This window comes from Curtobacterium sp. 9128, from assembly GCF_007673775.1.
In the GTDB taxonomy this organism is placed as follows: Bacteria; Actinomycetota; Actinomycetes; order Actinomycetales; family Microbacteriaceae; genus Curtobacterium.
On the sequence record NZ_VEAF01000003.1, the window covers coordinates 282,804 to 305,330 of the forward strand.

The window sequence follows — 22,527 nt, forward strand, 5'->3', positions numbered from 1 at the left end:
GGCCCGCTCAGTCGTTTTCGAGTGCGCGGTCCAGCGTCACGCAGCTCGCGAGCACCAACGCCGGCAGGGCGACTTCGAACTCCGTGACGATGTCTTCCGCACTGCGGCCCGGGAGGAGCTGCGCGACGATCTGCGCCGCCTGCCGTACAGAGGCGGACGTCGTCGAGTACGCCCAGGTCCAGTAGACGGTCTCGCTCACGTTGGTCGTTCGTCCGCCCGGGCCACGGAGCCTGAAGGAGACCGTCGCATCGTCGAGGCCGTCTGCGGACCCGGAAGCCAGGACGCGCAGTCCCTCTGTGTCGATCCGTTCCGTCGCAGCGAAAGCGAGGAGAACACCTGCGTCGACGAGGCGACGGGTGTTCTCGTCGTCCTGGAACGGTGCGGCCGTGCCATGGCGTTCGAGCAGTGCTGCAGCGTCCGGAGCGAGCTCGATGACGCCGTAGCCCTGGCGGAGAGCACAGACTTCGACGAAGGTGTCGTTCTCACCGCTGGTGAGTACCCGTCCGAGTACTTGCCCGACCACGACCGCGTGAGTTCTGTCCTTCGGCATCCGCATCCCCCCGATTTCACGTGCGCGACGTCCCGAGAACGCTATCGGCCGGCGCGTCCCTCCGGTTAGACCCTCCTTCTGGGGGACCGACAGCGCGAGGTCCGATCCCCCGACTCTGTGGACTGTCCACGGAGCGAGTACCCCGGTGGGGGACGTGTACCCCGGAAATCTGACGCACTCTCCCGTGAATCCGGGAGCAGTCGATGGTGCGCATGAACAGAACCCGTGAATCGACGGGCATCGCTGGCGAGCGGACGTCGCGCCGTCATACGGTTGCACCACAGCACGATGTACCCCGGAACGCGACAGGAGCAGCGCCATGAGCACGACCGCCAGCACGAAGACGCAGCGTGAGGTCACCCTCGACACCGACACGGTCGACACCATCGCCGTGCTCGAGGCCGAGATGGAGAGCGCTGCCCGCCCGGCTCGCGCCAAGCTCACCTGGACGCAGGAGGACGCCGGCGAGTGGATCGCCAACTACGGCGGGTACTTCGGCGGCTCGGTCGACAAGCGCGACGGCCGATACGTCGCCTCGGACACCTTCGGCCTCGTCGTCGGCGAGTTCGCCTCGCTCGAGGACGCCCAGAGCCACCTGGCCGATCAGCTGCACATGATGCTGCCGCCGGTCATCCGCCCGGTCGTCTGACCCAGCACGTCCGCACCACCTGCACTGCAGCACCGCCCGCACCACCGCACGTCCTGAGGAAGGCACCATGAGCATCGCCGAGTTCCACCGCCCCACCACCGAGGCGAAGCTGGACACCGAGACGATCGACGTCATCACCGCGATCGAGGCCGAGGTCGTCACGCCCGAGACCGTCGACCACGCACGGATCATCTGGTCCCGCCCGGACACGCGCCTCTGGGCCGCGAACTACGGCGGGTACTACGGCGGCACCGTCGACCTGCAGGGCACGCACTACTTCGTGTCCGACACCTTCGGCCAGTACGTCGGCGACTACCGCACCATCGAGGAAGCCAAGGCCGCACTGGTCGAGCGCCTCGCCCGCGTGCTGCCGACGATCTCGCGCCCCGCGTCCTGACCGACTGACCGTCCCGCTCACGCCCCGCCGAACACCGGCGGGGCGTTCTGCTGTCCGGACACCGGCGAGCGCCCCGCCGGACACCAGCGAGCGCCCCGACGGAGATCAGCGAGTGCCCCGCCGGACGTCAGGGCGCACCAGCCCAAGACCCGCGTCAGCGCGCCGACACGTACCCGGTGTGCGACGGCTCCGACCCGGCGGCCTCGTCGTCCGCCGGCACCGGGTCTCGCCGCAGCGCGATGACCGTCACGTCGTCCTCCTGCTCGACCGAGCGCGCGAGGGTGATCAGGCGCTCCACGACCTGCTCCGGCCGGGTGTCGTCGCGGGCGATCTCGGCCACGCGGTCGACGGTGTTGAGCGAGCCGCCGAACAGGTCGAGCACGCCGTCGCTGAAGCAGACGAGGACGTCGTCCGGCCCGAGTCGGGTCTCGTTCGTCCGCCACGCCTCCTCGAGCCCGAGGCCGATCGGCAGCGACGAGGACGCCAGGCGTTCCACGGTGCCGTCGTGCCGCGCGATGACCGTCAGTCCGTGCCCGGCGTCGACCCAGCGGAGCACGTCACCGTCGAGGCGCGCGTGGAAGAGCGTCGTGAACCCGGCGGTCGCCTCCGCGCGGTCCGGGTCGGTTGCGAGGCCCTGCGACGCCCGCTCCACGGCGGCGGCGGGGTCGGGCTCGGTGCGCGCGCTGCGCAGCACCGCGCGCACCGCGGCGGCGAGCAGCGCCGAACCCACGCCCTTGCCCATCACGTCGCCGAGCGTCAGCGCCAGGCCGCCGTCGGTCTCGTACCAGTCCAGGAAGTCGCCACCGACGCTCTTGGCCGGGAGGCACGTCCCGGCCACCGAGAACCCGGACACCGTCCCGAGTTCCCGCGGGAGCAGTGAACGCTGGATCTCGGCAGCCCGCTCGATCTCGGCCTGCACCACGGCCTCCCGGTCGCGTGAGCGACGCAACTGTGCGCCGTGCAGCCGGCTGAGCTGGTTGACGACGACCGCGAGCATGCCGTAGGCGATCAGCACGACGCCGAGCCGGACGAGTTCGCGGGTCGGGTCCGTCACGGCGGAGTCGAACACGAACGGCATGAGGATCACGACGGCGACGCCGATCACCGCGTACGCCACGGCCCGGCGGACCTGCTCGGCCGCGAGCCACACCAGGGGGAGCACGACCATCGCGGTGAAGATCGACGTGGACGACCCGGTTGCGATCCGCATCATGCCGAGCGCCACGAAGTCGATGGCGGGGACGATGTTCGCCAGCGTCGACGCGGAGTACCCGCGGAGCGTGAGCGCAGCGGCCCAGAGGGTGGCGACGAGCGTCAGCACGATCGACGCGAGCAGGGCGTTGCCGTCGGTGACGGTGAGCTGGGGGAGCGCGAGCGAGAGCGCGGATCCCAGGGCGACGAGCAGGGCGAACGGTACCTGCTTGACCAGCGGTGTGAGCAGCCAGCGTTCTCCGCGACGCATGGGCTCCACCTCCAGGTGCTCAGCTCCGGACATGAGCGTCATTCGGAGTCGTCCGCATCAACGCTAGGTCGATGCGGGGCGTGGACGCACCCCCAGAGCGGGTGGGTCTGACGGTCATCGGGGCCAGGTCGCGACCACCGCCACGGCGTTGAAGACGGCGTGCGCCAGGATCGCGCCGCCGATCCGGTTGGTCATCGCGACCAGGGTGCCGGTGAGCAGCCCGAGGAGGAACGTGGTGACGAAGACCTGGAAGCCGCCGAGGGTCGTGGTCGACGCCCCGAGCAGCAGGTGCAGGACCGCGAACACGACGGCCGTCACGAGCACCGCCAACCAGCGCGTGCGCGGCGTCAGCTCGGCGGCGAGGCGGCGTTGGAAGAGCCCGCGGAACAGCACCTCCTCGAGGAAGGGGCTGACGAGCACGATGCCGATCGCCGCGACGACGAGCAGCCCGATGTCCGGTGTACCGAGGGTCGGCGCGGGGGTGAGCCCGGTCGTCCCGGTGAAGCTGATCGACATCGCGACGTCGACCGCGCGGCAGACGATCACGATGCCCAGGGCGAAGACGACGTCGCCGAGGTCGACCCGCAGCCGACTCCGGACCGCCGACGCCGTCGTGCCGCGGAGGACCCAGGCGATGCCCACGACGAGCGGGATCCAGACCGCCGCGTCCGCCGCCAGGACCTGCAGGACGGGGGACGGAACGTGTCCTGCGCGGGTGACACCACCGACGATCCGGGTGAGGACGACCGCCGCACCGAGGGCGATCACCAGGACGACGAGGTCGCGCTGACGTCGGGCATCCGGCTCGGCGGTGTTCGGGGCCGGCTCGGACAGCATGGCAACAACCGTAGGCCAACGAAGGCCGAGTTCGGCAGTGATCCGCGAGACTGACTCAAACGTGTGACAGTATTTCCCTGCCACGCGCTGGGATCAGGACCGGTGCACCTGTACGGGACACAGGATCGGCACGGGAGCGGGGAAGGTCAGCGCTTGGAGCTACGCGACTACATCACGGTGCTGCGCAAGGGATGGGTCCTCATCCTCGTGTTGGCGCTGGTCGGCGTGGCCGCGGCCGCCGGGTTCTCCCTGCTCAAGAAGCCCGTGTACTCGGCATCTGCCCAGGTCTTCGTCTCCACCGAGACGTCCGGCAGCGCGAGTGACCTCGCCCAGGGCAACACCTTCACGCAGCAGCGCGTGCTGACGTACTCGAACCTCGTGTCGACGCCGATCGTGCTCCTGCCCGTCATCTCGTCGCTCAAGCTCGACATGACCGCCGACCAGCTCGCGAAGATGGTCACGGCGACGGCACCGACCAGCACGACCCTGATCGCCATCTCCGTCAGCGACACCGACCCCGTGCAGGCGGCGGACATCGCGAACGCCACCTCGCAGAGCCTGACCAACGTCGTGCAGGACATCGAGGCCACCGACGCGAACGGCGCCAGCACCGTCAAGCTCACCCGCGTCAAGCAGGCGGACGTCCCGAGCGCGCCGATCAGCCCGAACGTGCCCGTCAACGTCGCGCTCGGCCTGCTGGTCGGCCTGGCGCTCGGCGTCGGCATCGCGGTGCTCCGCGAGACGCTCGACAATCGCGTCCGCACCGAGCTCGATGTCGAGAAGCTCAGCGACAAGCCCGTCGTCGGCGGCATCGCGTTCGACAGCAAGGCCGCCGAGCGACCGCTCATCGTCCAGGTCGACCCGCGCAGCCCCCGCGCCGAGTCCTTCCGCACGCTCCGCACGAACCTGCAGTTCCTCGATCTCGGCACCGGCTCCCGGACCTTCGTGATGACGTCGTCCGTGCAGTCCGAGGGCAAGAGCACCACGATCGCCAACCTGGCCATCGCCCTCGACAGCGCCGGCTTCCGCGTGATCCTCATCGACGCCGACCTCCGCCGCCCCCGTGTGGCGCAGTACATGGACGTCGACGGCAGCGCCGGCCTGACCGACGTGCTCATCGGCCGGGCCAGCCTGGAGGACGTGGCCCACCCGTGGGGTCGCGGCAACATGGTCGTGCTGCCGTCCGGTGCGATCCCGCCGAACCCGTCCGAGCTCCTCGGCTCCCGGGCGATGCAGGACCTGATCGCCACGCTCGAGCAGCAGTTCGACTACGTCCTCTTCGACGCGCCGCCGCTCCTGCCCGTCACCGACGCGGCGATCCTGGCGAAGAAGGCCTCCGGCGCCATCCTCGCCGTCGCCGCCGGCAAGACCCACAAGGGCCAGCTCAGCGCGGCGGTCGCCTCGCTCGAGAACGTCGGCGCCCCGATCGCCGGGTTCGTCATCACGATGATGCCGGTCAAGGGCCCTGGTGCCTACGGCTACGGCCGCTACGGGTACGGCTACGGGTACGGCAACGACGAGGACGACGCGACGCCGAACCGCGTCCTGCCGCCCAAGGGCGTCGGCAAGAAGGCCGGCGTCCTGCGCCGCGCCGAGCGCTGAGGGCCACCGGCATGGAGGATCGCCGAGGGACCCGTCGCCTCGGCCGTCTGCGCCCTCGGACGGCGCTGATCTGGATCGCCGCCGTGGTCGTGGTGCTCGTCGCCGTCGACGTCGTGCTGGTCAGCCTGGCGCTCGGCCGCACCGCGCCGGGTGACCACCGCGAGCCCGGTCCGATCCCCACCTACACGAGCACGCCCGCCCCCACCGCGCCCGCGACGCCCGGTGCCTCCGCCACCCCGTCCGCATCGGCGTCCGCCGGTTCGGCGGACGCCGCGTCTGGCCGCCGTCTGCTGTCCGCAGTCGACAGCCGGGAGGCATGGCGAGCCTCCAGTACGTCCTGTTCCGCCGCGCAGGCGGTGCTGGAGCACTCCGTGGACGGCGGGGCGACGTGGGTCACGGTCCCGCTCGCCGAGGACGTCCGCTCGGTCACGGGGCTGCGCGCCAGCGCGGGCAGCGTCTCGATCCTCGCCGGGGTCGGCAAGGACTGCACCCCGACCGTCCGCACCAGTGCCGACGGGGGCGACACGTGGATCGCCGGCAAGGCCGGCGCAGCAGGCGCCGGCATCAGCGGATCCTCGCTGCAGCTCGCCACCGGCAGCGTCGACGCACCGTGCGCGGATCCTGTCGACGCCTACCAGGGGCAGTACACGACCGTCGTCGCCTGCGCGTCTGAGGTCCAGTGGCGGAGCGGCACCGGCGCGTGGGTCGGCGTGCCGCTGACCGGCATCCTGGCGATCGCCGATGCGGGGAGCACGTACGCGCTCGCCCGGGTCGGGTCCTCGACCTGCGACGGCGTCGAGATCGTGCGGCTGCCGGCCACCGCGGTGACCTCACGCACCCCGGTCACGCCGATCGGGTGCTGGTCCGACGGGGGGAGCGCGGCCCCCGTGGCCATCGACATGGCCGGCACGGCGCTCTGGGCGTGGGCCGGCGACGAGACCGCGGTGTCGGGGAACGGCGGGGCGTCGTGGTGACCGTACCGATGCGAACCGCCCAGCGCCGAGACGGCTGGGAGATCAGCTACGCGCGCCGCCTCGTCGTCACGGATGCGCTGGCTCTCATCTGGGTGGCCTTCGGTGTGCAGATCGCCTGGTTCGGTCTGGACAGCCGGGTCGTGGACGGATCCATCGCAGACCTGGCCGTCGGGTACACAGCTGTCTCGGTCATCATCGTCGTCGCGTGGCTGATCGTCCTCGCGCTCTACGACACCCGTGATCCTCGGTACATCGGCACCGGAGCTGGTGAGTACCGGCGGATCGTTGACTCGGCGATCCGTCTCTTCGCATTCGTGGCGATCGCGGCTTACGCCCTGAAGGTCGACCTCGCGCGCGGATACATATTCATCGCGTTCCCGCTCGGCGTTCTCCTGCTGGTGCTCACCCGATGGATGTGGCGCCAGTGGCTCAACGCTCAGCGGCGGAACGGGCGATACTCGGCTCAGGTCGTCCTCGTCGGGTCGAGCGCATCCGTCGAGCACATCGCTCGCGAATTGATCCGCCATCCCGAAGAGGGGTACCGAGTCGTCGGAGCTTGCGTCCCCACCGGCGCGATCGGTCAGCAGCTCGGGACCACGGGAGTCACCGTGCTGGGCCGTATCTCGGACGCGGTGGTCGCACTCCGCAGTGTCGGAGCAGACACGGTCGCTGTGACGAGCTCGGATGACCTCGGAGCACAAGCGGTCCGCGAACTCAGCTGGGAACTCGAAGGAGGGCGCGAGCACCTCATCGTCGCGCCGAGTCTGACCGAGATCAACGGGCCGCGAATACACACCCGCCCGGTCGCCGGTCTGCCACTCATCCACGTCGAGATGCCGCGCTACGACGGATCGACGCTCTTCCGCAAGCGTGCATTCGACATCGTCGGGTCGTCGCTCCTCATCATCGCTCTGTCGCCGCTTCTGGTTGCGCTGGCACTCGCCGTACGGTTCACCAGTCCAGGGCCGATCCTCTACCGGCAGGAGCGCATCGGCCTCAACGGGCAGCCCTTCGACATGCTGAAGTTCCGGTCGATGCGGGTCAACGCCGACGACGAACTGGCTGCGCTCCTCGCCGCACAAGGCAAGGGGGACACCCCGTTGTTCAAGCTCGACGACGATCCACGGATCACTTCGATCGGCCATGTGCTGCGTCGTCACTCGCTCGATGAGTTCCCGCAGCTGTTCAATGTGCTCCTCGGGTCCATGAGCTTGGTCGGGCCCCGCCCGCAGCGAGAGGGAGAAGTGGCGCTGTACGACGACGCGGCTCGTCGCCGACTGCTGCTCAAGCCCGGTATGAGCGGTCTGTGGCAAGTAGGCGGTCGATCGTCCCTTGGATGGGAGGACGCGATCCGGCTTGATCTCTACTACGTCGAGAACTGGTCGATCACCGGAGACCTCGTCATCCTGTGGCGCACGGTGCGGGCGGTTCTGTCTCCGGGGAACGAGGCGCGCTGATGACCGGACCGGATTCACAGCAAGCCGGAGCGGCAGGGCCCATCGTCATCGTGTGTCCGACGTCACGCGGAGGGCACATCGAGCATGCGTTCGACCTGGCTGTCGCGGGCTACAGGCGGACGCGGCAGCGCTCGATTCTCCTCACGCGAAGAGGGGCTCACGAATACCTACCCCAGCGAGCAGGAGAGTTCGTCGACATCCGGGAAGTCCTACCGCCACTTCCGAAGCGACGTGGACCGGCCTCACTTCTGTGGTACTTCCTCAATCTTGTACGCGAGCACGCTGTGATCATGCGGGTCGTCCGAGCTGTTCGACCGTCCACGGTTCTCTTCGAGGAACCTCGTTACCCGTTCCCGTCGGTTCTCGGTCGGACCAGGGGTACAAGGCTCGTGCTTGTTCTGCACAACGTCGTCGAACATGACGGTCTCCGCTCATCGAACCCTGTCGTCGACTGGATACGACTGCGATCCGTCCGCAAGTTCCCGTCGGTCCTGGTTCACGGCCGAACACAGCAGCGGCTGCTTGCAACGCAGGTGGGTCGTGTTGCGGCGTGGTCTGATCTGCCTGCTGATTCCTACGCCGAGTGGCTTTGGTGCCAGGAGAAGTCAGGAGACCGCGCCACGAGGGTCGGGCCACCGGCGTTCCTGTGTCTGGGCGAGATCCGAGCCAACAAAGGCATCGAGACCGCCATCGGTGCCGCGCGTCTGGCCGGAGTTCGGTTGTCGGTGCGAGGCAAGGGTGTCGACGAACCGTACCTCGCTGAGCTCCGCCGACTTGCGGCGAATTCAAAAGACATCGCCATCGTGGACTCGTTCATGTCGCCCGTCGAATTTTCCGACGAGATCGACGCTTCGCTCGCTCTTGTGATCCCCTACACGTCATTCGAGGCCCAGAGTGGTCCGCTCGCGAAGGGGATGGCACGCGGGAAGTGGATCTTGTCGTCGCAACTCCCCTCGCTGATGGACCAGGCAAAGGGTTATCCGTCCATCTCGTTCTTCGGAGTAGGGGACGAGGAAGCTCTTGCGGAGCTCATGCGGAGCGTGGTGGAAAGCGGGACCACGCAGGGGCGCCCATCGCGCAGTGGTCAAGACCCAGCTGGCTCAGACGGAGACGCATGGGACGCGACGATTGAGGCGGTGTTGACGGATGGTTAGCGTCCAGAGGTACGGAGTAGTGCAAAGCGGGGTGAATGCCGCAGATGAAGGCGCGTCCCCGAGTCGTATCCAGATCCTCCAAGTATGGAGTCTCGTCGTTCTGACCTTCCTCCCGTACTTCGCTATACCGCTCGGAAGCAACACCAACGTCCCGCTCAGCTCGATCGTCGCACTGACAATGTTGCCCACTGCCGCCAAGTCGAAGCACATGCTGGGCCCACTGTTCCTGCTCATCATGATTCCGACGACGACGACCTTCGCGGGATACCTGACAACGCCTGGTGAGATCAACGTCCAGGCGCTCATCGCATGGCCGCTCCATGTGGTCGTACTGACAGGGTTCGCGGTTGCGGCTCGGGTGGCCCGCTCTCACCTGCAGCGTGTGGTTCGAGTATGCCTCTGGCTGACCGTTGTTCTTGCGGTGGTACAGAAGTACGTCTTCCTCGACCGCGGAAGCATTCCCTTCCTCGGATACTACTCGACACCCGGCTACGCCAGCGTTGCGAACAACGCTTTCGAGATCGCCAACTATGTTCGTCGGCCCTTCACTACTTTTCCGGAGCCGTCCTTCATGGCCGGTTCCGTAGCGCTCGCCTGCGCAGCGCTGCTCATCTTGTTACCGGAGCGACTCAAGATGGCGGACTATCTCCTCGTGGGTGGCTCTCTGATTGCCATCTACTTGTCCAGCTCCGGGAGCGGTATCGCTTCGATGGGGTTGCTACTCGTACTTGCGGTGTATCGCGGGCGTATCCGAGTGCGTCGCGCGATGCTCCTGGTGGTGGCACTCGTGTGCGCCTTCGTCCTCGGGTTGAGCCTGTACGGATCACGGTCGTCGGCGAGCAACTATTCCTGGGGAGACCGTCTGACGTCGATCGAGGCCGCGTTCCGTTACCTCGTGGGTCACGTCGGGCCGTTCCTACTGGGAACAGGCACCGGTACGGCGTCGACGCTCTACGAAAACGGCACCATTTCTCTTGACGGCCTCACTTACCACTCCGACATCCCGGACCTCTTCTCGACCTTCGGCCGCATCGTGCTCGAGACAGGTGTCATCGGCGGGCTCGCGATGATGGTGATCCTCATGCAACCCGTGGCAAGGGCAGTGCGGCAGGATCTCGGAGTCGTGGCCGCGATCGCTGGGGTGCTGATCGTGCTCATCGTCGGTGGCTTGACGATCTCCTATCAGTCGGCTGCTTGGTTGTGGGCCGTACCTGGGATCTGTATGGGGTTGTTGGCCAGTCGCGATCCGATGAGAGGGCAGATTGATGCGCATCGCATTCGTGGTCAATGACGCAGACACCGGGGGCGCGCAGACCCTCATCGAGGGACTCTCTCGTGCCTTCGCCGCATCGGATGAGGTACACGTCATCGTGTTGCTCGGTCGAGGTGCTCTCTCAGACAGGCTTGAACAGGCAGCTCATCACGTGCATCATCTCGGGATCGAGAAGCGATCGGTAGGTGCGCTCGATGCCGTGCGACGCTTACGTGCGTTATTGCGGCGGATCGCCCCGGATGTCGTGCATTCACACCTCCTTCAAGCTGACCTCCTGACGATATTCACATCCCCTCGCAACGCTGCGTTGGTGAGCACGCTGCACACGACGGGCATGACCACGAGCGATCCATTGCGGTCTCGGATGATCGGCTTGTTGGCAGGCTGGTTTGCTCGCGTCCGCACACAACGAGTCGTTGCGTGCGGTGCCGGAGCCCTCGCCTATGGGTTCAGATACGGGTACCCACGAACTCGACTATCGACGGTTGACAACGGGACGGAGCTCCCAGAGGCCGCAGTTGCCGGAAGGTCGAAGGCGGGATCCATACTGACTCTCGCGCGGTGGCATCCGATGAAGGACTACCCGAACCTGCTACGAGCGTTCAAGGCGACCCTGTCTGCGCATCCCGAAGCTGTCCTCACCTGCGCGGGCAGTGGAACGAACTGGGACAACCAAGAACTCACCCGGCTCATCGAAGAAGAACAGATACCGAGGCGGTCGCTCAAGTTGCTGGGCGTGACCACCGAGCCACGGGTGATCATCGCGGAAGCTGACGTGTTGGTCATCGCAAGCAGCTACGGCGAAGCGTTGCCCATGGCCGGTATCGAAGCTCTCGCTGTCGGCACTCCGGTCGTGTCGACTGATCTCGGAGATTGCGGGCGTCTGACGATGAAGCCGGAGTTCCTCGTCCCTCCCCGAGATCCAGAAGCGCTCGGCCGCGCCCTCACCCGAGTCCTCAGCGGATCGGAAGCGGAGTACCGGAGCCTGCAGGCAGCCGGCCGGGAGGCAGCCACCCGACACTTCGACATCGCGAAATGTGCCGCGGCCTACTACGCGCTCTACCTGGACGCTCGGGATGAACTCGGACGACGACGCAGGATGAGCGTGCTGCGGTGAGCGCCGTCGTGCACATAACAGACGCTACGGCGGCCGGTGTCCTGCATGTACTGGTCGGGTACGCAAATGGTCAGGTGGAGCGGGGCCAGCAAGTCACTGTTCTCTACGTGACGCGGGACGACACTCCGAACGACCTGAGCAGCTACTTCGACTCTCGTGTGTGCCTCAGAGAGATGCATGGACGCACCCGTCTGATGGCCCTCTGGAGAGCGGCCAAGACGGCGCGGGCGGCGATTGAGGACGATCCCGACGCCGTGGTCCACGCGCATTCGACGAGGGCGGGGATTGCTGTTCGAGCACGAGCGATGATCACAGGGTTCAGCGGCCAGGTCGTGTATTCACCGCACGGCTTCGGCTTCCTGCGCGAGGACCTGCCGAAGCCTGTCCGGATGCTGCTCAGGATGGCGGAACGCTTTCTAGTTCGAGGCTGCAGGCGACTCATCCTCGTCTCGCCTTCTGAATCGCGGGTGGCGCTCGGCCTTGCCGCGGTCGAGAAGTTGGCTGTCGTACCGAACTCTGTGCGCATCAAGTCCGCTGATGCCGCCCGCGTACCCAGGGATCCGGATCGTCCACTTCGAGTCGTCACAACGGGCCGGATCACGGCGCAGAAGGCCCCAGAACGTTTCGCTTCGCTCGCATTGAGCGAGCCTTCCCGAGCAGAGTTCGTTTGGGTAGGTGACGGTGACTCTGCGGCTCGCGAGGCGCTCCAGGAAGCCGGAGTCATTGTGACCGGCTGGGTCGACGGAAGCGAAGTGATTGAGCAGTTGGCGCAAGCCGACGTCTTCGTCCTGCTGTCTCGATGGGAAGGCATGCCGCTCGCGCTGCTCGAGGCGCAGGCGATGGCGCTGCCTTCGATTGCCTCCGATGTGATCGGCAATGTCGACCTCATTGCGGATGGCTCGAACGGCTTCCTCGTCTCCGATGGAGCTGGGGCCCGGGCCGCGCTCCAAGCTTTGGCGGCGTCCCCTGCCGAGCGTCTCCGTATGGGGCAGAACGCGCGCGCGAACGCAAGTTCCTACAGCCCATCGGCCACTCTCCGAGCGCTCGTCAGAGCGTATTCGCGAGAGGAGAACGTGCTATGAGGCCTCCGCAGCTCGTGGTGTGGATGGTGAACTTCTACTCCTGGGAATTGATCAAGGCGTCGATCGAATCGATACCCCCTTCTGCGTGCGGCAAGATCGTTGTGTTGGACAACTCGAACGACCTCGAGGAGTGGGCACGGCTGCTCGCGCTCCAATCAACAGACCGTCGCCTCAGCGTGCATAGATCCTCCTCGAACGTAGGATTCGGCGCCGCGATGAACAGCATCGCGAAACTTGACGTCGGGCACCCGGAGGACGTGATTTGGCTGCTGAACCCGGACACCGAGGTCCTGACATTGGATCCCGATGAGGTCAGGCGAGTACTGAACGATGGGCTTGCCATCGTCAGTCCGATGATCGTGCAGGGGAGAGCTTCTGAGGTGCACCGCGTTTGGTTCGACGGTGGGACTGTTGACATCGAGCGTGGGCTCGTGCAGCATCTCCGGTTCGGAGATGAAGTGCGCCCAGGCGAGCGGGAAGTCCACCGGACAGAGTTCATGACTGGTGCTGCACCATTGATGTACCGGCGTACTTTCGATCGCCTCGGCGGCTTCGACGAACGACTCTTCCTGTACTGGGAGGATGTGGACCTATCGATCCGTGCCGCACGCCTCGGGCTACACATGGCTGTTCTTCCCTCCGCAGTGGTCTGGCACCTCGAAGGCGGTTCCGGCGAGGGCGAAGCGGGACGGAGTCGGCGATATCACAGGTACATGGCTCGTAACCGGCTTGTTGTGAGCCGGCGGCACGGTGCTCGCCTGACGACTTTGCTGATTGGGGCAGGTGCGGTCGAGACTTTGAAAATCGTGGCACGCCCGCTCGTCCGTGAGCATCACGGGAAGCTTGGCAAGGCCCTCGCCGCGCTCGTAGGAACTCTAGAAGGCGCCGCATCGCCCGTTTCGAGTGAGGAAGTGACTCGGCCATGACAAGTCTCCACATCGCGGTTGTCGAGGATGGCCTTGGCAGTGATACCGCTGCACCACCAAGGCTCGACATTGTGTCTAGGGAGGGAACGGGCTTCGACGAGCTCCCAGGCTTCGAGAGGTACGGAAGCGCGCTCCTCGCTAATGACGTGGTGGCGGCGCAACGGGGATCGGTGGTGTTGATCGGTGCTGAACCTGAGCCACGCGCCGCTCTGGTCGACGCCTGCCTCAAACAGCTCGACCATGCGAGCCGCGGGCGCGCAGGATCATGGGCGGATGAGGTGGCTAGGTTGTGTGATGCCGAGGACAGGTCGTCCGGGTTGTTTGCCATCCGACGCTCTGACTGGGATCGCCTTGGCGGATTGTCCGAGCACCTGCCGTTCGGATTCATTGGGGACCTGGAGCGGCGAGCGAGGCACGCCGGGCTGCCGGTCGCGCAGACACCGGGCCGTTGGGGCGATGAGGCGGCGAGTGATGACCAGCTCGCGTATGGATTGACACTCCTCGCTCGAGTCTCGCGGAGCAGGGAGGGGCAGGCTGCGGCACGGAAAGCGATCAAGCGACTGATCCGAGAGGGACGACTGACGCGCGGAAGCGCCATGACGGACGTTCGCGCAGCGATCATTGCTGCCAGAGACGTTCTTTTCCTCAAGAGTGACGAACGAGGGACCCGCCGATGACGCCCATTTCTGCATCCGGTGCGACCGAGTCGCCCATCGTCGACGTGCTCATGATCAGTCATAAACGCGCCGATTACTTCCGGAGAAGCCTCGAGTCACTGCTCGAAGCGGCGAAGGGAGACGTGCGCGTCTGGTTGTGGCACAACGGTTCGGACCCTACGACGCAGCAGGTCTTCGATCAGTATCGAGACGATCCCAGGGTGTTCAGGTCCCACCATTCTGAGTTCAACGCGGGGCTGCGAGGACCGACCAACTGGGTCTGGGCCGAAGGCGAGGGACAGTACGTCTCGAAGGTTGACGATGACTGCGTTGAAGACCAGGGATGGCTCGACCGATTGCTCCGTGCCCATCAGGCTGAAGAACTGGGCGCGATCGCGGCATGGCGTTTCTACCCGGAGGACTTCCTCGGAGCACGATCTCTGGCCCGCGTCGCACGATATCAATCTGGTGTCCGTATCATGCGGAGCAATTGGGTGCAGGGGAGCGGCTACCTGTTGCCGAGGCGCACGATCGACCGATTCGGACTACTAGGAGATCACGAGAGTTTTCCGGACTGGTGTGTGCGCAGCTCGCGCGGCGGGGCGCAGCATGGATGGCTGTTCCCCTTCATTCATGAGGAACACATGGATGATCCTCGTTCGCCCCTCACGATGTTCACCGACGACGCTACGTTTGTTGAGAACCGCCCGCTGCATGCACGGCTCCGAGATGTTCGCACCTTAGGAGCATGGGAAGAGGAGCAACGGGAGGCGGCACGAATCGTCCAAGCCGCCGGGCTCGCCTGGTATGGCTACGAGTCACCGATGCGCCGCCGCGTGCAGCAGCTGCGAGCGCTTCCTTCGCGAGCGAAGCACGTGTTGAAGCGGAGTCGATGATGCAGATTCGAGAAGCGGTGTACGACCATGTTCACGGGCTGATCCACCTAGTGGGTTTTTGCGCAGGTCGCGTACCGGTGCATCAATTTCGACTTTTCGTGTACCGGCGGATCCTTCGCATGCAGATCGGAGCTCGGAGCTCGATGCACTGGCGTACAGTCTTCTACCATCCTCGGGGCGTTGCGATCGGCAGTAACACGATCGTGGGTAACGATGTGTTCCTCGACGGTCGCCGAGGGATCCGAGTGGGGAACAACGTCAACATAGGCGGGCACGTGCAGATCTTCACGATGGAACACGACCCGGATTCAGACACGTTCGCTGCGACAGGTGGAGAAGTCCGGATTGAAGATCACGCCTACATCGGAAGTCGCGCAACGATCCTGCCCGGTGTTGTCGTCGGCGTTGGCGCAGTCGTGGCCGCTGGTGCTGTGGTAACCAAGAACGTGGAGTCGGGCATGATCGTCGGAGGAGTGCCCGCCAAGATCATCCGCAAGCGGGCGAGTTCGCTGAAATATCGACTCGACTATCACCACCCGTTCCAGTGACGAGGCTCCCCGAATGACAGTCGCAAGACGACCACGCACGGGTCCGCGCGTTCTCTACTCTTTTCGTGCGGGGAACGTTGACGACAACGAGTATCTGGCGACTTTGCTCCCGGAACACGGGGCGAGTTCGTTCCGGTACTTCTCGTGGGGCTTTGCGGTGTTCGGGCGCTATCAAATCTTCCATCTGCATTGGCCCGAGCTGCTCCTGGCTTCGCCAGGCCGCATTCGTCGCTTGGGTAACTTGATCCTGCTTGGCATGTTCGTCCTGCGCCTCGTCGTCACGCGAACGCCGGTCATCCGTACCGTGCACAACCTGCGTGCCCATGAGGACGTCGGCCGAGCTTCCCGGTGGAGCGAAGCGCTCTTGCGGCGGCTCGCCAACCTGACAATCTTCCTCAACGAGTCGGGCGAGAATGATTATCGCCGCGGCGTTGTGATCCTGCATTCCTCCTACGCTCCGGCGAGCCTCGTGAAGCCTGCTGATCCTGCCTCGCCCTCGCTGCTCTTCTTTGGACTGCTTCGTCCTTACAAGGGCATCACGGAACTGATTGATGCATACAGCTCGCTCAGTTCCGCGGAACGTTCCCAGCCGCCACTTGTCATCGCGGGAGCCCCTGCCGATCGCGACTACGTTGCGGACCTCCGGACGGTCATCTCCGATCTACCGGGAGTAACGCTCGTTCCCGAATTCTTGCCGAAGGACGCACTCGAGCGCCTGGTCTCCTCATCGTCGATGGTGGTTCTTCCTTATCGGAACTTGTACAACTCAGGTGCTCTTCTCCATGCCCTGTCGTGTGAGAGGCCGGTGCTCGTACCCTCGACCGCGGCGACGTCGGCGCTTCGACGAGAATTTGGAGCGTGGGTGCAGACGTTCGTTGCTCCGTTGACGGCGCGAGATTTGGAGGTGCCGGACAGTGCGCAGTTGAACGGGGGTGCTCTGCGAGATGCGATGGGCCGGCGATCCCCCGCGAAGATCCGTTCTCTGCACGCGCTGGTTTATCGCGAACTCGGCGAAACGCCGTACTCCAGGAGGCGGCGGGGTGCCCTCCTGAACTCCTTCCGGGGTTCGACAGAAGTGCGCCGCGAACTCATCGCCCATTCCGACCGGAATAGTGTTTTCTTTTCGGAGCACGCGTCGTGAGGGGGGTTGGTTCCGTTGCGAGAGACAGCGCAAAGACGCTTGGCGGCCAATGGACTAGGTACATTCTTCAGATCATCGCGCTGGTGCTCTTCTCTCGATTGCTCTCTCCAGCGGACTACGGAATCATGACGATGGCCACCGCGATCACGAGCGTGGCCTTCGTGGTCGGTGACTTCGGATTGTCTCTGGCTGCGATCCAGGCTCCGTCTTTGTCCGACGGCCAGCGCTCGGCTTTGTTCTGGGTCAACACCGCGCTCGGAGTGGCGATAGCCGGCGCCGTGTTCGCGAGTGCTCCACTCGTAGCGGCGTTCTACGGCAACGAAGCGGTCGGCGCGGTCGTTGCGTTGCTGAGCGTTTCGTTCGTGTTCAACGGCGTCGGCGTTCAGTACCGGGTCGAACTCACTCGTCAAGGGAGGTTCGGGTTACTTGCAGGGCAGGACGTAATTGCACAGTTCATTGGGATGGTCGTTGCATTCGTCTGCATCCTCTGCGGCCTGCAGTACTGGTCTCTGGTTTGGATGCAGCTCACCATCGCGGTCGTTCCGCTGTTCGTGATGTTGTACTGCGTATCCTGGCGGCCCGGGCGTCCTCGCCTCACCGAGGGCTTGCGCCCGTTCATGACCTTCGGTGCCTACACGTTCGGCACGCAGGTCATCAACTACCTCAGTGCCAATCTCGACTCGATCCTCCTTGGCCGGGCGAGCGGGGCGTCTGCGCTTGGTCTCTACAATCGTGCGTATCAATTCGCCTTCACCCCGATTCAGCAAGTTGCTTCTCCTCTGACGCGAGTGTTCCTGCCTTCGCTCGCTGCGGCTGCACGTAACGGTCAGCTGTTGAGAGCGCAGATCGGACGTGTGCAAACAGTCCTGCTCTACGGCCTCGGGTCTGTTCTGGGGCTCCTCTTCGTCGAGGCACCAGTCGCTCTGCCGTGGATTCTTGGGTCGGAGTGGGTCGGCGCTGCGGGGTTGCTCCAGGTTCTTGCAGTAGCTGCGCTGTTCCAGGTAGGTGGCTACCCGTTCTATTGGGCGCTCCTCGCGCTCGGGAAGACGCGCGTCCTCTTCTACGCGGAACTCGGACCCCGTTTGATCATGTTGGCCGGTCTACTGTTCGCGGCTCCGCGAGGTCCTTCTGTCGTAGCTCTCGTCGTTGCAGGAGGGCAGATCCTCGTGTTGACGGCGCTCTTGGTCGTGTCCGTCCGTGCCATGGGCAATGAGGGTCTCCTCGGGAGCCTGATTCGCCCGATGCTGGTGTTGACCAGCGCGACTGCCGTCGCTGCGTTCCTTCGGCCCTTCCTGGGGCAGATCGGCGAATTGGGTCAGGTCGTCGGCCTCGGAGTCGTGTGGTCCGCCGTGTTCGCGTGTTCACTCCTGGTGCCGGCGGTGCGTCGGGACGTCGCTTCCCTTGCCAGTGTGGTGAGGTCCTTGGCGGGGCGATCGGGCGCGTGAAGCCACGCTCGCGCTGCGGGACGGTGAGAGTGGTGGCGTTCTGATGACATGCAGACTCTTTCCGCCAAGAGGCGTCAAGGCGGACGCACGACCGTAGACTCGCCCCATGTCCGACCTGCCCGAGTCGGGACACACTGCAGTACGCCGGGGGAACAGGGCCCGGATCGTTCTGTGGGTGGTCCTTGCCCTCGTCCTGCTCGTGATCCTCGCCGTCGCCTGGGTGGGGGTGCGTGGTGTGCTCGCGAAGGGGCACCTGGAGCGGGCCGTCGCCGACGTGAGCACGCTGCGGTCGCAGCTGACGAGTGGTGACACCGCGGGTGTGCAGCAGTCCGCGGCGAGGCTCGAGGACGAGGCGTCTGCGGCGCGGTCGTTGACGTCCGACCCGGTGTGGGGAGTCGCGCAGTACACGCCGCTCGTCGGGGCGAACTTCCGCGCGATGCGCGAGGTGTCCGCGGTGGTCGACGACGTCGCTCGAGGCGCGATCAAGCCGGTCGCCGGGGTGGTCGGGACCTTCGGCACCGACTCGTTCGCGCCGAAGGACGGCAAGGTCGACCTCGAACCGATCGAGCAGGCGCAGCCTGCGGTGGCGCGCGCGACGTCCACGCTGGCAAAGGCGGCCAAGGATGCGAAGGCGATCGACACGAGTGGGACGCTCTCGCCGATCACGACGGCCGTCGGGCAGCTGCGGAACGCACTGCAGTCGGCGTCGGCGCAGGTCGACGTGGCGAACCGAGTCGTGGAGTTGGCGCCGGCGATGCTCGGTCACGACGGTGACCGGAACTACCTGCTGCTGTTCCAGAACAACGCCGAGCTGCGCGCGGGCGGGGGGATCCCGGGAGCCGTGGCGCTCCTCCAGGCTCAGGACGGGTCAATCCACCTGCAGAACCAGGCGTCGACTGCGGACTTCGGGCACTTCGACGAGCCAGTCTTGCCGCTGAGCGACCAGACCGTCGGGCTGTACGGCAAGATCACCGGCGAGTACATGCAGGACGTCACCCTGACGCCGCGGTTCGACGTCTCGGCGAAGCTGGCCCAGGCGATGTGGCAGCAGAAGTTCGGCGAGCAGGTCGACGGCGTCCTGGCGATGGACCCGGTCACCCTGAGCTACCTGCTCAAGGCCACCGGCCCGGTGCAGCTGCCGACCGGGGACACCCTGACGTCGGACAACGCGGTCACGCTGCTGCTGAGCGACGTCTACGCCAAGTACCCGGACCCGAAGGTGCAGGACGCGTTCTTCGCATCGGCGGCGAGTGCCGTCTTCGACAAGGTCTCGAGCGGCGGCTTCGACCCCAAGGCGTTCATCGCCGCCATCACGAAGGGTGCCGGCGAGGGCCGCCTGCGGCTGTGGAGCGCGACCGAGTCCGAGCAGCGGCAGATCAGCGGCACGGTGCTCGCCGGTGAGCTGCCCACCGCCAGCGCGCAGACCCGGCAGTTCGGCGTCTACCTCAACGACGCGACCGGCGCGAAGATGGACTACTACCTGCAGAAGACGATCTCGGTCGGCGCGGGGGTGTGCCGGAAGGACGGCCGCCCGACGTCGATCGTCGAGGTCACGCTCAAGAACACCGCGCCGGCGGACGCCGCCACGGCACTGCCGGAGTACGTCACCGGTGGCGGGGACTTCGGTGTCGAGCCGGGCAAGGTCGGCACGATCGTCGGTGTGTACGCGCCGACGAACGCGATCTACCTCGGGTCGACCGAGGACGGCAAGCCGGCCACGGTGCACACGGCGACCGACGACGGCTACCCGGTCGCGCAGATCGCCACCTTGCTCGCGCCGGGGCAGAGCACGACGCTCCGCGTCGCGTTCCTCGGCGACGCGAAGTTCGCGAACGCCGCGCTGCAGGTCCGGTCGACGCCCGGGGTGCAGCAGAGCACGGTCGAGCCGCTCACGGTCGACTGCTCGGACCCGGCGATCGGCTGAAGCGGAGCGGACTCTAGCGCAGGTCTGACGGGCGAACGGACCAGATCGGCCTGCGATTCGTCCAGAACGCGCGATCATGCTGCCCCCTCTTCGGGGGGCCTCGATTTCGAAGCTGGTCGCGCAGACAGCATTCCCAGGGGGACCCCAGCGATGACGCAATGGCCGAGATGAAAGACGCAATCGCACGTGAACTGGGGTTTTCCTGGTCGCGGTAGAACGACCGTTCCACTGCTGCCTCCGAGGGCAGCCATCCCCCGAAACAGGGACGACATGTAAGCCCGAGGAATTCATCCGGGAGAAGTGGCAAGACGCTGGGAGCGTCAGGTACCTTGAGGGAACTTCGTCATGACGCCCGCCACTTTCACCACGGCCAGGGCAGGTTGCGACGGGGGTGCGGGCCTTGAACTCAGGGTCTGAAGGATCAGATCACTAGGGGAAACTTCATGAAGAAGCTCATCGCTGCGATCGTGCTGGCAGGCGCAGCACTCATCGCAACGCCGGCTGCTGCCAACGCCGCCGGTTACGTTCCGTCGTCCAACGTCTCGGTCTCCGGCAGCTCCGTCGCCGGTGGCACGACGATCATCACCTTCGGCCCGGGCTCCTTCGTCGGCAACGAGACCGTCAACATCTCGGTCACCGGCGCCGGTGCGGTCACCCTCGGTGCCCTCCCGACCACCACGGTCTCGAAGGCCTACACGGCTTCCGCCAACGGTTCGGTCTCGCCGCGCGTCACCCTGCCGGTCGGCGCCTCGGGCACCTACACTCTGACCGCGACGGGCGCGACCTCGGGCAACGTCGGCCAGGCGGCCATCACGGCGCGTCCGGCTGACGCTGCTGGCGCTGCTGCGACCGGCACCAACGGCACCCTCGCCTTCACCGGTTCGACCGTCTCCGCCCTCGCCCTCTGGGTCGGCGGCGGCGCGATCGTCCTCGGCGGTGGCCTGCTCGTCGTCCGCGGTTCGGTCCGCCGTCAGCGCGAGACCGTCTGAGTCTCGACACACTGCACGACGCCCCCGGAGCCATCGGCTCCGGGGGCGTCGTCGTGTCGTGGGGCAGCGCGCCGGATCAGACCGCCTGGAGCATGGCGGCGACGACGCCCACCGTCAAGAACGGGGCGACGGCCCAGATCCACCAGGGGAAGACGGTCGCACGCTTGACCTGTCGTTCGGTCAGCGGCACGGACGAGTGGTACGCGTAGGCCGAGCTCGCACGTGTCGGGTACACGTCGCTCGTGCTGCGGGTTCGGGTCATGATCGGGACGATACGGAGCGGTGTCGGCTTGGCGGAAGGTGCGCGGCCCGCTCCTGCGGTGCCCCGCACGCGCAACTGCGGGATCCCCGGTCGGTTGCGGGCTTCCGCAGCGGCGCGGGTGCCGGAGGCTCCGCTGACGCGGGCGGTTCAGCGCGTCAGCAGCGCCAGCACCACCAGGACGACCGCCGCCACCGCCACGACGGCGAGCATGACCCACAGCCAGGGTGGGGTGCGACCCGGGCGCTTCGGCGGGCGGGAGCCCTGCGAACGGTTGCTCATGCGGGGGAGTGTGCGGCACGAACATGTGCCGGGACCCCGCCGTGCCCGCTCAGCGCCTGCGGAGACGTGCAGCCCACCCGAGCACGACGGCGCCCACGAGTGCCCCGACCACGGCCCCGCACGTGTTCGACAGCACGTCGTCGAGCGAGGCGTACCGCGCCGGCAGGAACAGCGCCTGCCCGGTCTCGATCACGGCGCTGACGACCAGTCCCGCTGCCGCGCCGACCCACCACCGGCGAGCCCCGAGCCGCAGCACCACGAGCAACCCGAGCGGCACGAAGAACAGCACGTTCGCGCTGAACTCGAGCGCCCCGTACCCGAACCACCCGGGGACGCCGACCCGGTGCACGCGGTCGAGCAGCTGCAGCAGCCACGGGTGCGCCCCCGCGTCGACGGGTGACCCCCAGAACCCGACGAAGGCCACCCCGATCCCGTAGAGGACGATCACCCACGTCGCGACCCGCCGGCTCCGCTCCGTCGGCAGCGCCCCTCGCGCGTGCACGGCGCCGAGCGCCAGCCACCCCAGCAGGATCCCGGCCGCGGCCGCGAGCACGAGTGACCGCCACGTCGCCCCCGGTGTCGTCGACCGGATCGCCAGGACGCTGACGACGAGCAGCGTCCCCACCGCCGCCCACCCCGTCGCACGCCGAGCGTTCGTCGGCACAGCGGCGGCGAGCAGCGCGGGCAGCGGGATGGTCACCGCCGTCACGGCCATCGCGTCGACGAAGCCGTCCTCGACGGACAGGAGGCCGTGCCCGGCCTGTCGGAGCACCGTCACCACGGCGTGGAACGCGTCCAGGGCCGCGGTCACCACCCAGGGCAGCGACGCGAGCGCGATCACCACGGCGAGCCCGAGGGTCAGGACCGCGCGGGCGAGCGCGGTGCGGGCCGAGGGCGTCATGTCGGC

At 66.4% G+C, this 22,527-nt stretch carries 22 protein-coding genes and 1 pseudogene; 17 read left to right on the forward strand and 6 right to left on the reverse strand.

Annotated features, from left to right (window positions below; all coding sequences use genetic code 11):
* Nucleotides 1-7 precede the first annotated feature (7 nt).
* On the reverse strand, nucleotides 8-829 hold the full coding sequence (locus FS641_RS07580; protein WP_186317637.1) for a hypothetical protein: 822 nt from the start codon (nucleotides 827-829) through the stop codon (nucleotides 8-10).
* Nucleotides 830-869: 40 nt separating this feature from the next.
* Here FS641_RS07580 and FS641_RS07585 point away from each other — a divergent pair, with 40 nt between their 5' ends.
* The gene (locus tag FS641_RS07585) at nucleotides 870-1,199 is read left to right on the forward strand and encodes a hypothetical protein (RefSeq protein WP_144762277.1); all 330 of its coding nucleotides are present in this window, start codon (nucleotides 870-872) and stop codon (nucleotides 1,197-1,199) included.
* A 67-nt stretch (nucleotides 1,200-1,266) separates the two neighbouring features.
* Nucleotides 1,267-1,596, forward strand: a complete 330-nt coding sequence (locus FS641_RS07590; RefSeq protein WP_144762280.1) for a hypothetical protein — start codon at nucleotides 1,267-1,269, stop codon at nucleotides 1,594-1,596.
* Between the two features lie 154 nt (nucleotides 1,597-1,750).
* Here FS641_RS07590 and FS641_RS07595 read toward each other — a convergent pair whose 3' ends face one another.
* Together FS641_RS07595 and FS641_RS07600 are read right to left on the reverse strand one after the other, a co-directional pair.
* Nucleotides 1,751-3,058 carry a PP2C family protein-serine/threonine phosphatase gene (locus FS641_RS07595; RefSeq protein WP_144762285.1) on the reverse strand — a complete coding sequence of 436 codons (1,308 nt, stop codon included), beginning with the start codon at nucleotides 3,056-3,058 and terminating at the stop codon, nucleotides 1,751-1,753.
* Nucleotides 3,059-3,172: 114 nt separating this feature from the next.
* Nucleotides 3,173-3,895, reverse strand: a complete 723-nt coding sequence (locus tag FS641_RS07600; RefSeq protein WP_144762288.1) for a CPBP family intramembrane glutamic endopeptidase — start codon at nucleotides 3,893-3,895, stop codon at nucleotides 3,173-3,175.
* Between the two features lie 153 nt (nucleotides 3,896-4,048).
* Here FS641_RS07600 and FS641_RS07605 point away from each other — a divergent pair, with 153 nt between their 5' ends.
* From FS641_RS07605 to FS641_RS07675, 15 genes and pseudogenes are all read left to right on the forward strand, one after another.
* Nucleotides 4,049-5,497: a polysaccharide biosynthesis tyrosine autokinase gene (locus tag FS641_RS07605; RefSeq protein ID WP_144762291.1), complete on the forward strand. Its 1,449-nt coding sequence runs from the start codon at nucleotides 4,049-4,051 to the stop codon at nucleotides 5,495-5,497.
* A gap of 11 nt (nucleotides 5,498-5,508) precedes the next feature.
* The gene (locus tag FS641_RS07610) at nucleotides 5,509-6,471 is read left to right on the forward strand and encodes a hypothetical protein (RefSeq protein WP_144762294.1); all 963 of its coding nucleotides are present in this window, start codon (nucleotides 5,509-5,511) and stop codon (nucleotides 6,469-6,471) included.
* Nucleotides 6,472-6,479: 8 nt separating this feature from the next.
* The gene (locus FS641_RS07615; RefSeq protein WP_144762888.1) at nucleotides 6,480-7,928 is read left to right on the forward strand and encodes a sugar transferase; all 1,449 of its coding nucleotides are present in this window, start codon (nucleotides 6,480-6,482) and stop codon (nucleotides 7,926-7,928) included.
* 389 nt (nucleotides 7,929-8,317) lie between these two features.
* The gene (locus FS641_RS07620) at nucleotides 8,318-9,082 is read left to right on the forward strand and encodes a glycosyltransferase (protein WP_144762296.1); all 765 of its coding nucleotides are present in this window, start codon (nucleotides 8,318-8,320) and stop codon (nucleotides 9,080-9,082) included.
* Between the two features lie 19 nt (nucleotides 9,083-9,101).
* On the forward strand, nucleotides 9,102-10,373 hold the full coding sequence (locus FS641_RS07625; protein ID WP_144762299.1) for an O-antigen ligase: 1,272 nt from the start codon (nucleotides 9,102-9,104) through the stop codon (nucleotides 10,371-10,373).
* Nucleotides 10,348-11,472, forward strand: a complete 1,125-nt coding sequence (locus FS641_RS07630) for a glycosyltransferase (protein ID WP_144762302.1) — start codon at nucleotides 10,348-10,350, stop codon at nucleotides 11,470-11,472. Before FS641_RS07625 ends, FS641_RS07630 begins: the two co-directional genes overlap by 26 nt.
* Nucleotides 11,469-12,554 (forward strand): glycosyltransferase, encoded by a 1,086-nt coding sequence (locus FS641_RS07635; protein WP_144762305.1) that lies wholly within the window; start codon nucleotides 11,469-11,471, stop codon nucleotides 12,552-12,554. Before FS641_RS07630 ends, FS641_RS07635 begins: the two co-directional genes overlap by 4 nt.
* Before the next feature lie 26 nt (nucleotides 12,555-12,580).
* On the forward strand, nucleotides 12,581-13,480 hold the full coding sequence (locus FS641_RS07640) for a glycosyltransferase (RefSeq protein WP_186317638.1): 900 nt from the start codon (nucleotides 12,581-12,583) through the stop codon (nucleotides 13,478-13,480).
* Entirely contained in the window at nucleotides 13,477-14,157 is a 681-nt protein-coding gene (locus tag FS641_RS07645; protein WP_144762311.1) for a hypothetical protein, read from the forward strand. The genes FS641_RS07640 and FS641_RS07645 overlap by 4 nt, the downstream gene beginning before the upstream one ends.
* Entirely contained in the window at nucleotides 14,154-15,032 is an 879-nt protein-coding gene (locus tag FS641_RS07650; RefSeq protein WP_144762314.1) for a glycosyltransferase, read from the forward strand. The genes FS641_RS07645 and FS641_RS07650 overlap by 4 nt, the downstream gene beginning before the upstream one ends.
* Before the next feature lie 290 nt (nucleotides 15,033-15,322).
* Nucleotides 15,323-15,538, forward strand: a pseudogene (locus FS641_RS18025) (DapH/DapD/GlmU-related protein); the annotation flags it as partial.
* A gap of 55 nt (nucleotides 15,539-15,593) precedes the next feature.
* Nucleotides 15,594-16,721: a glycosyltransferase gene (locus FS641_RS07660; RefSeq protein ID WP_144762320.1), complete on the forward strand. Its 1,128-nt coding sequence runs from the start codon at nucleotides 15,594-15,596 to the stop codon at nucleotides 16,719-16,721.
* Nucleotides 16,718-18,166 carry a lipopolysaccharide biosynthesis protein gene (locus tag FS641_RS07665; protein ID WP_144762323.1) on the forward strand — a complete coding sequence of 483 codons (1,449 nt, stop codon included), beginning with the start codon at nucleotides 16,718-16,720 and terminating at the stop codon, nucleotides 18,164-18,166. The genes FS641_RS07660 and FS641_RS07665 overlap by 4 nt, the downstream gene beginning before the upstream one ends.
* Before the next feature lie 175 nt (nucleotides 18,167-18,341).
* A complete protein-coding gene (locus tag FS641_RS07670; protein ID WP_144762325.1) occupies nucleotides 18,342-20,090 on the forward strand; it encodes a DUF4012 domain-containing protein in 1,749 nt (582 codons plus the stop codon).
* A 443-nt stretch (nucleotides 20,091-20,533) separates the two neighbouring features.
* Nucleotides 20,534-21,079 (forward strand): sortase, encoded by a 546-nt coding sequence (locus tag FS641_RS07675; protein WP_144762328.1) that lies wholly within the window; start codon nucleotides 20,534-20,536, stop codon nucleotides 21,077-21,079.
* A gap of 76 nt (nucleotides 21,080-21,155) precedes the next feature.
* Here the strand turns inward: FS641_RS07675 and FS641_RS07680 are convergent, their stop codons facing one another.
* The 3 genes from FS641_RS07680 to FS641_RS07685 form a co-directional block, all read right to left on the reverse strand.
* The gene (locus tag FS641_RS07680; protein ID WP_144762331.1) at nucleotides 21,156-21,341 is read right to left on the reverse strand and encodes a hypothetical protein; all 186 of its coding nucleotides are present in this window, start codon (nucleotides 21,339-21,341) and stop codon (nucleotides 21,156-21,158) included.
* Between the two features lie 147 nt (nucleotides 21,342-21,488).
* Entirely contained in the window at nucleotides 21,489-21,620 is a 132-nt protein-coding gene (locus FS641_RS18425) for a hypothetical protein (protein WP_260855730.1), read from the reverse strand.
* 49 nt (nucleotides 21,621-21,669) lie between these two features.
* A complete protein-coding gene (locus tag FS641_RS07685) occupies nucleotides 21,670-22,521 on the reverse strand; it encodes a VanZ family protein (RefSeq protein ID WP_186317641.1) in 852 nt (283 codons plus the stop codon).
* Nucleotides 22,522-22,527 lie beyond the last annotated feature (6 nt).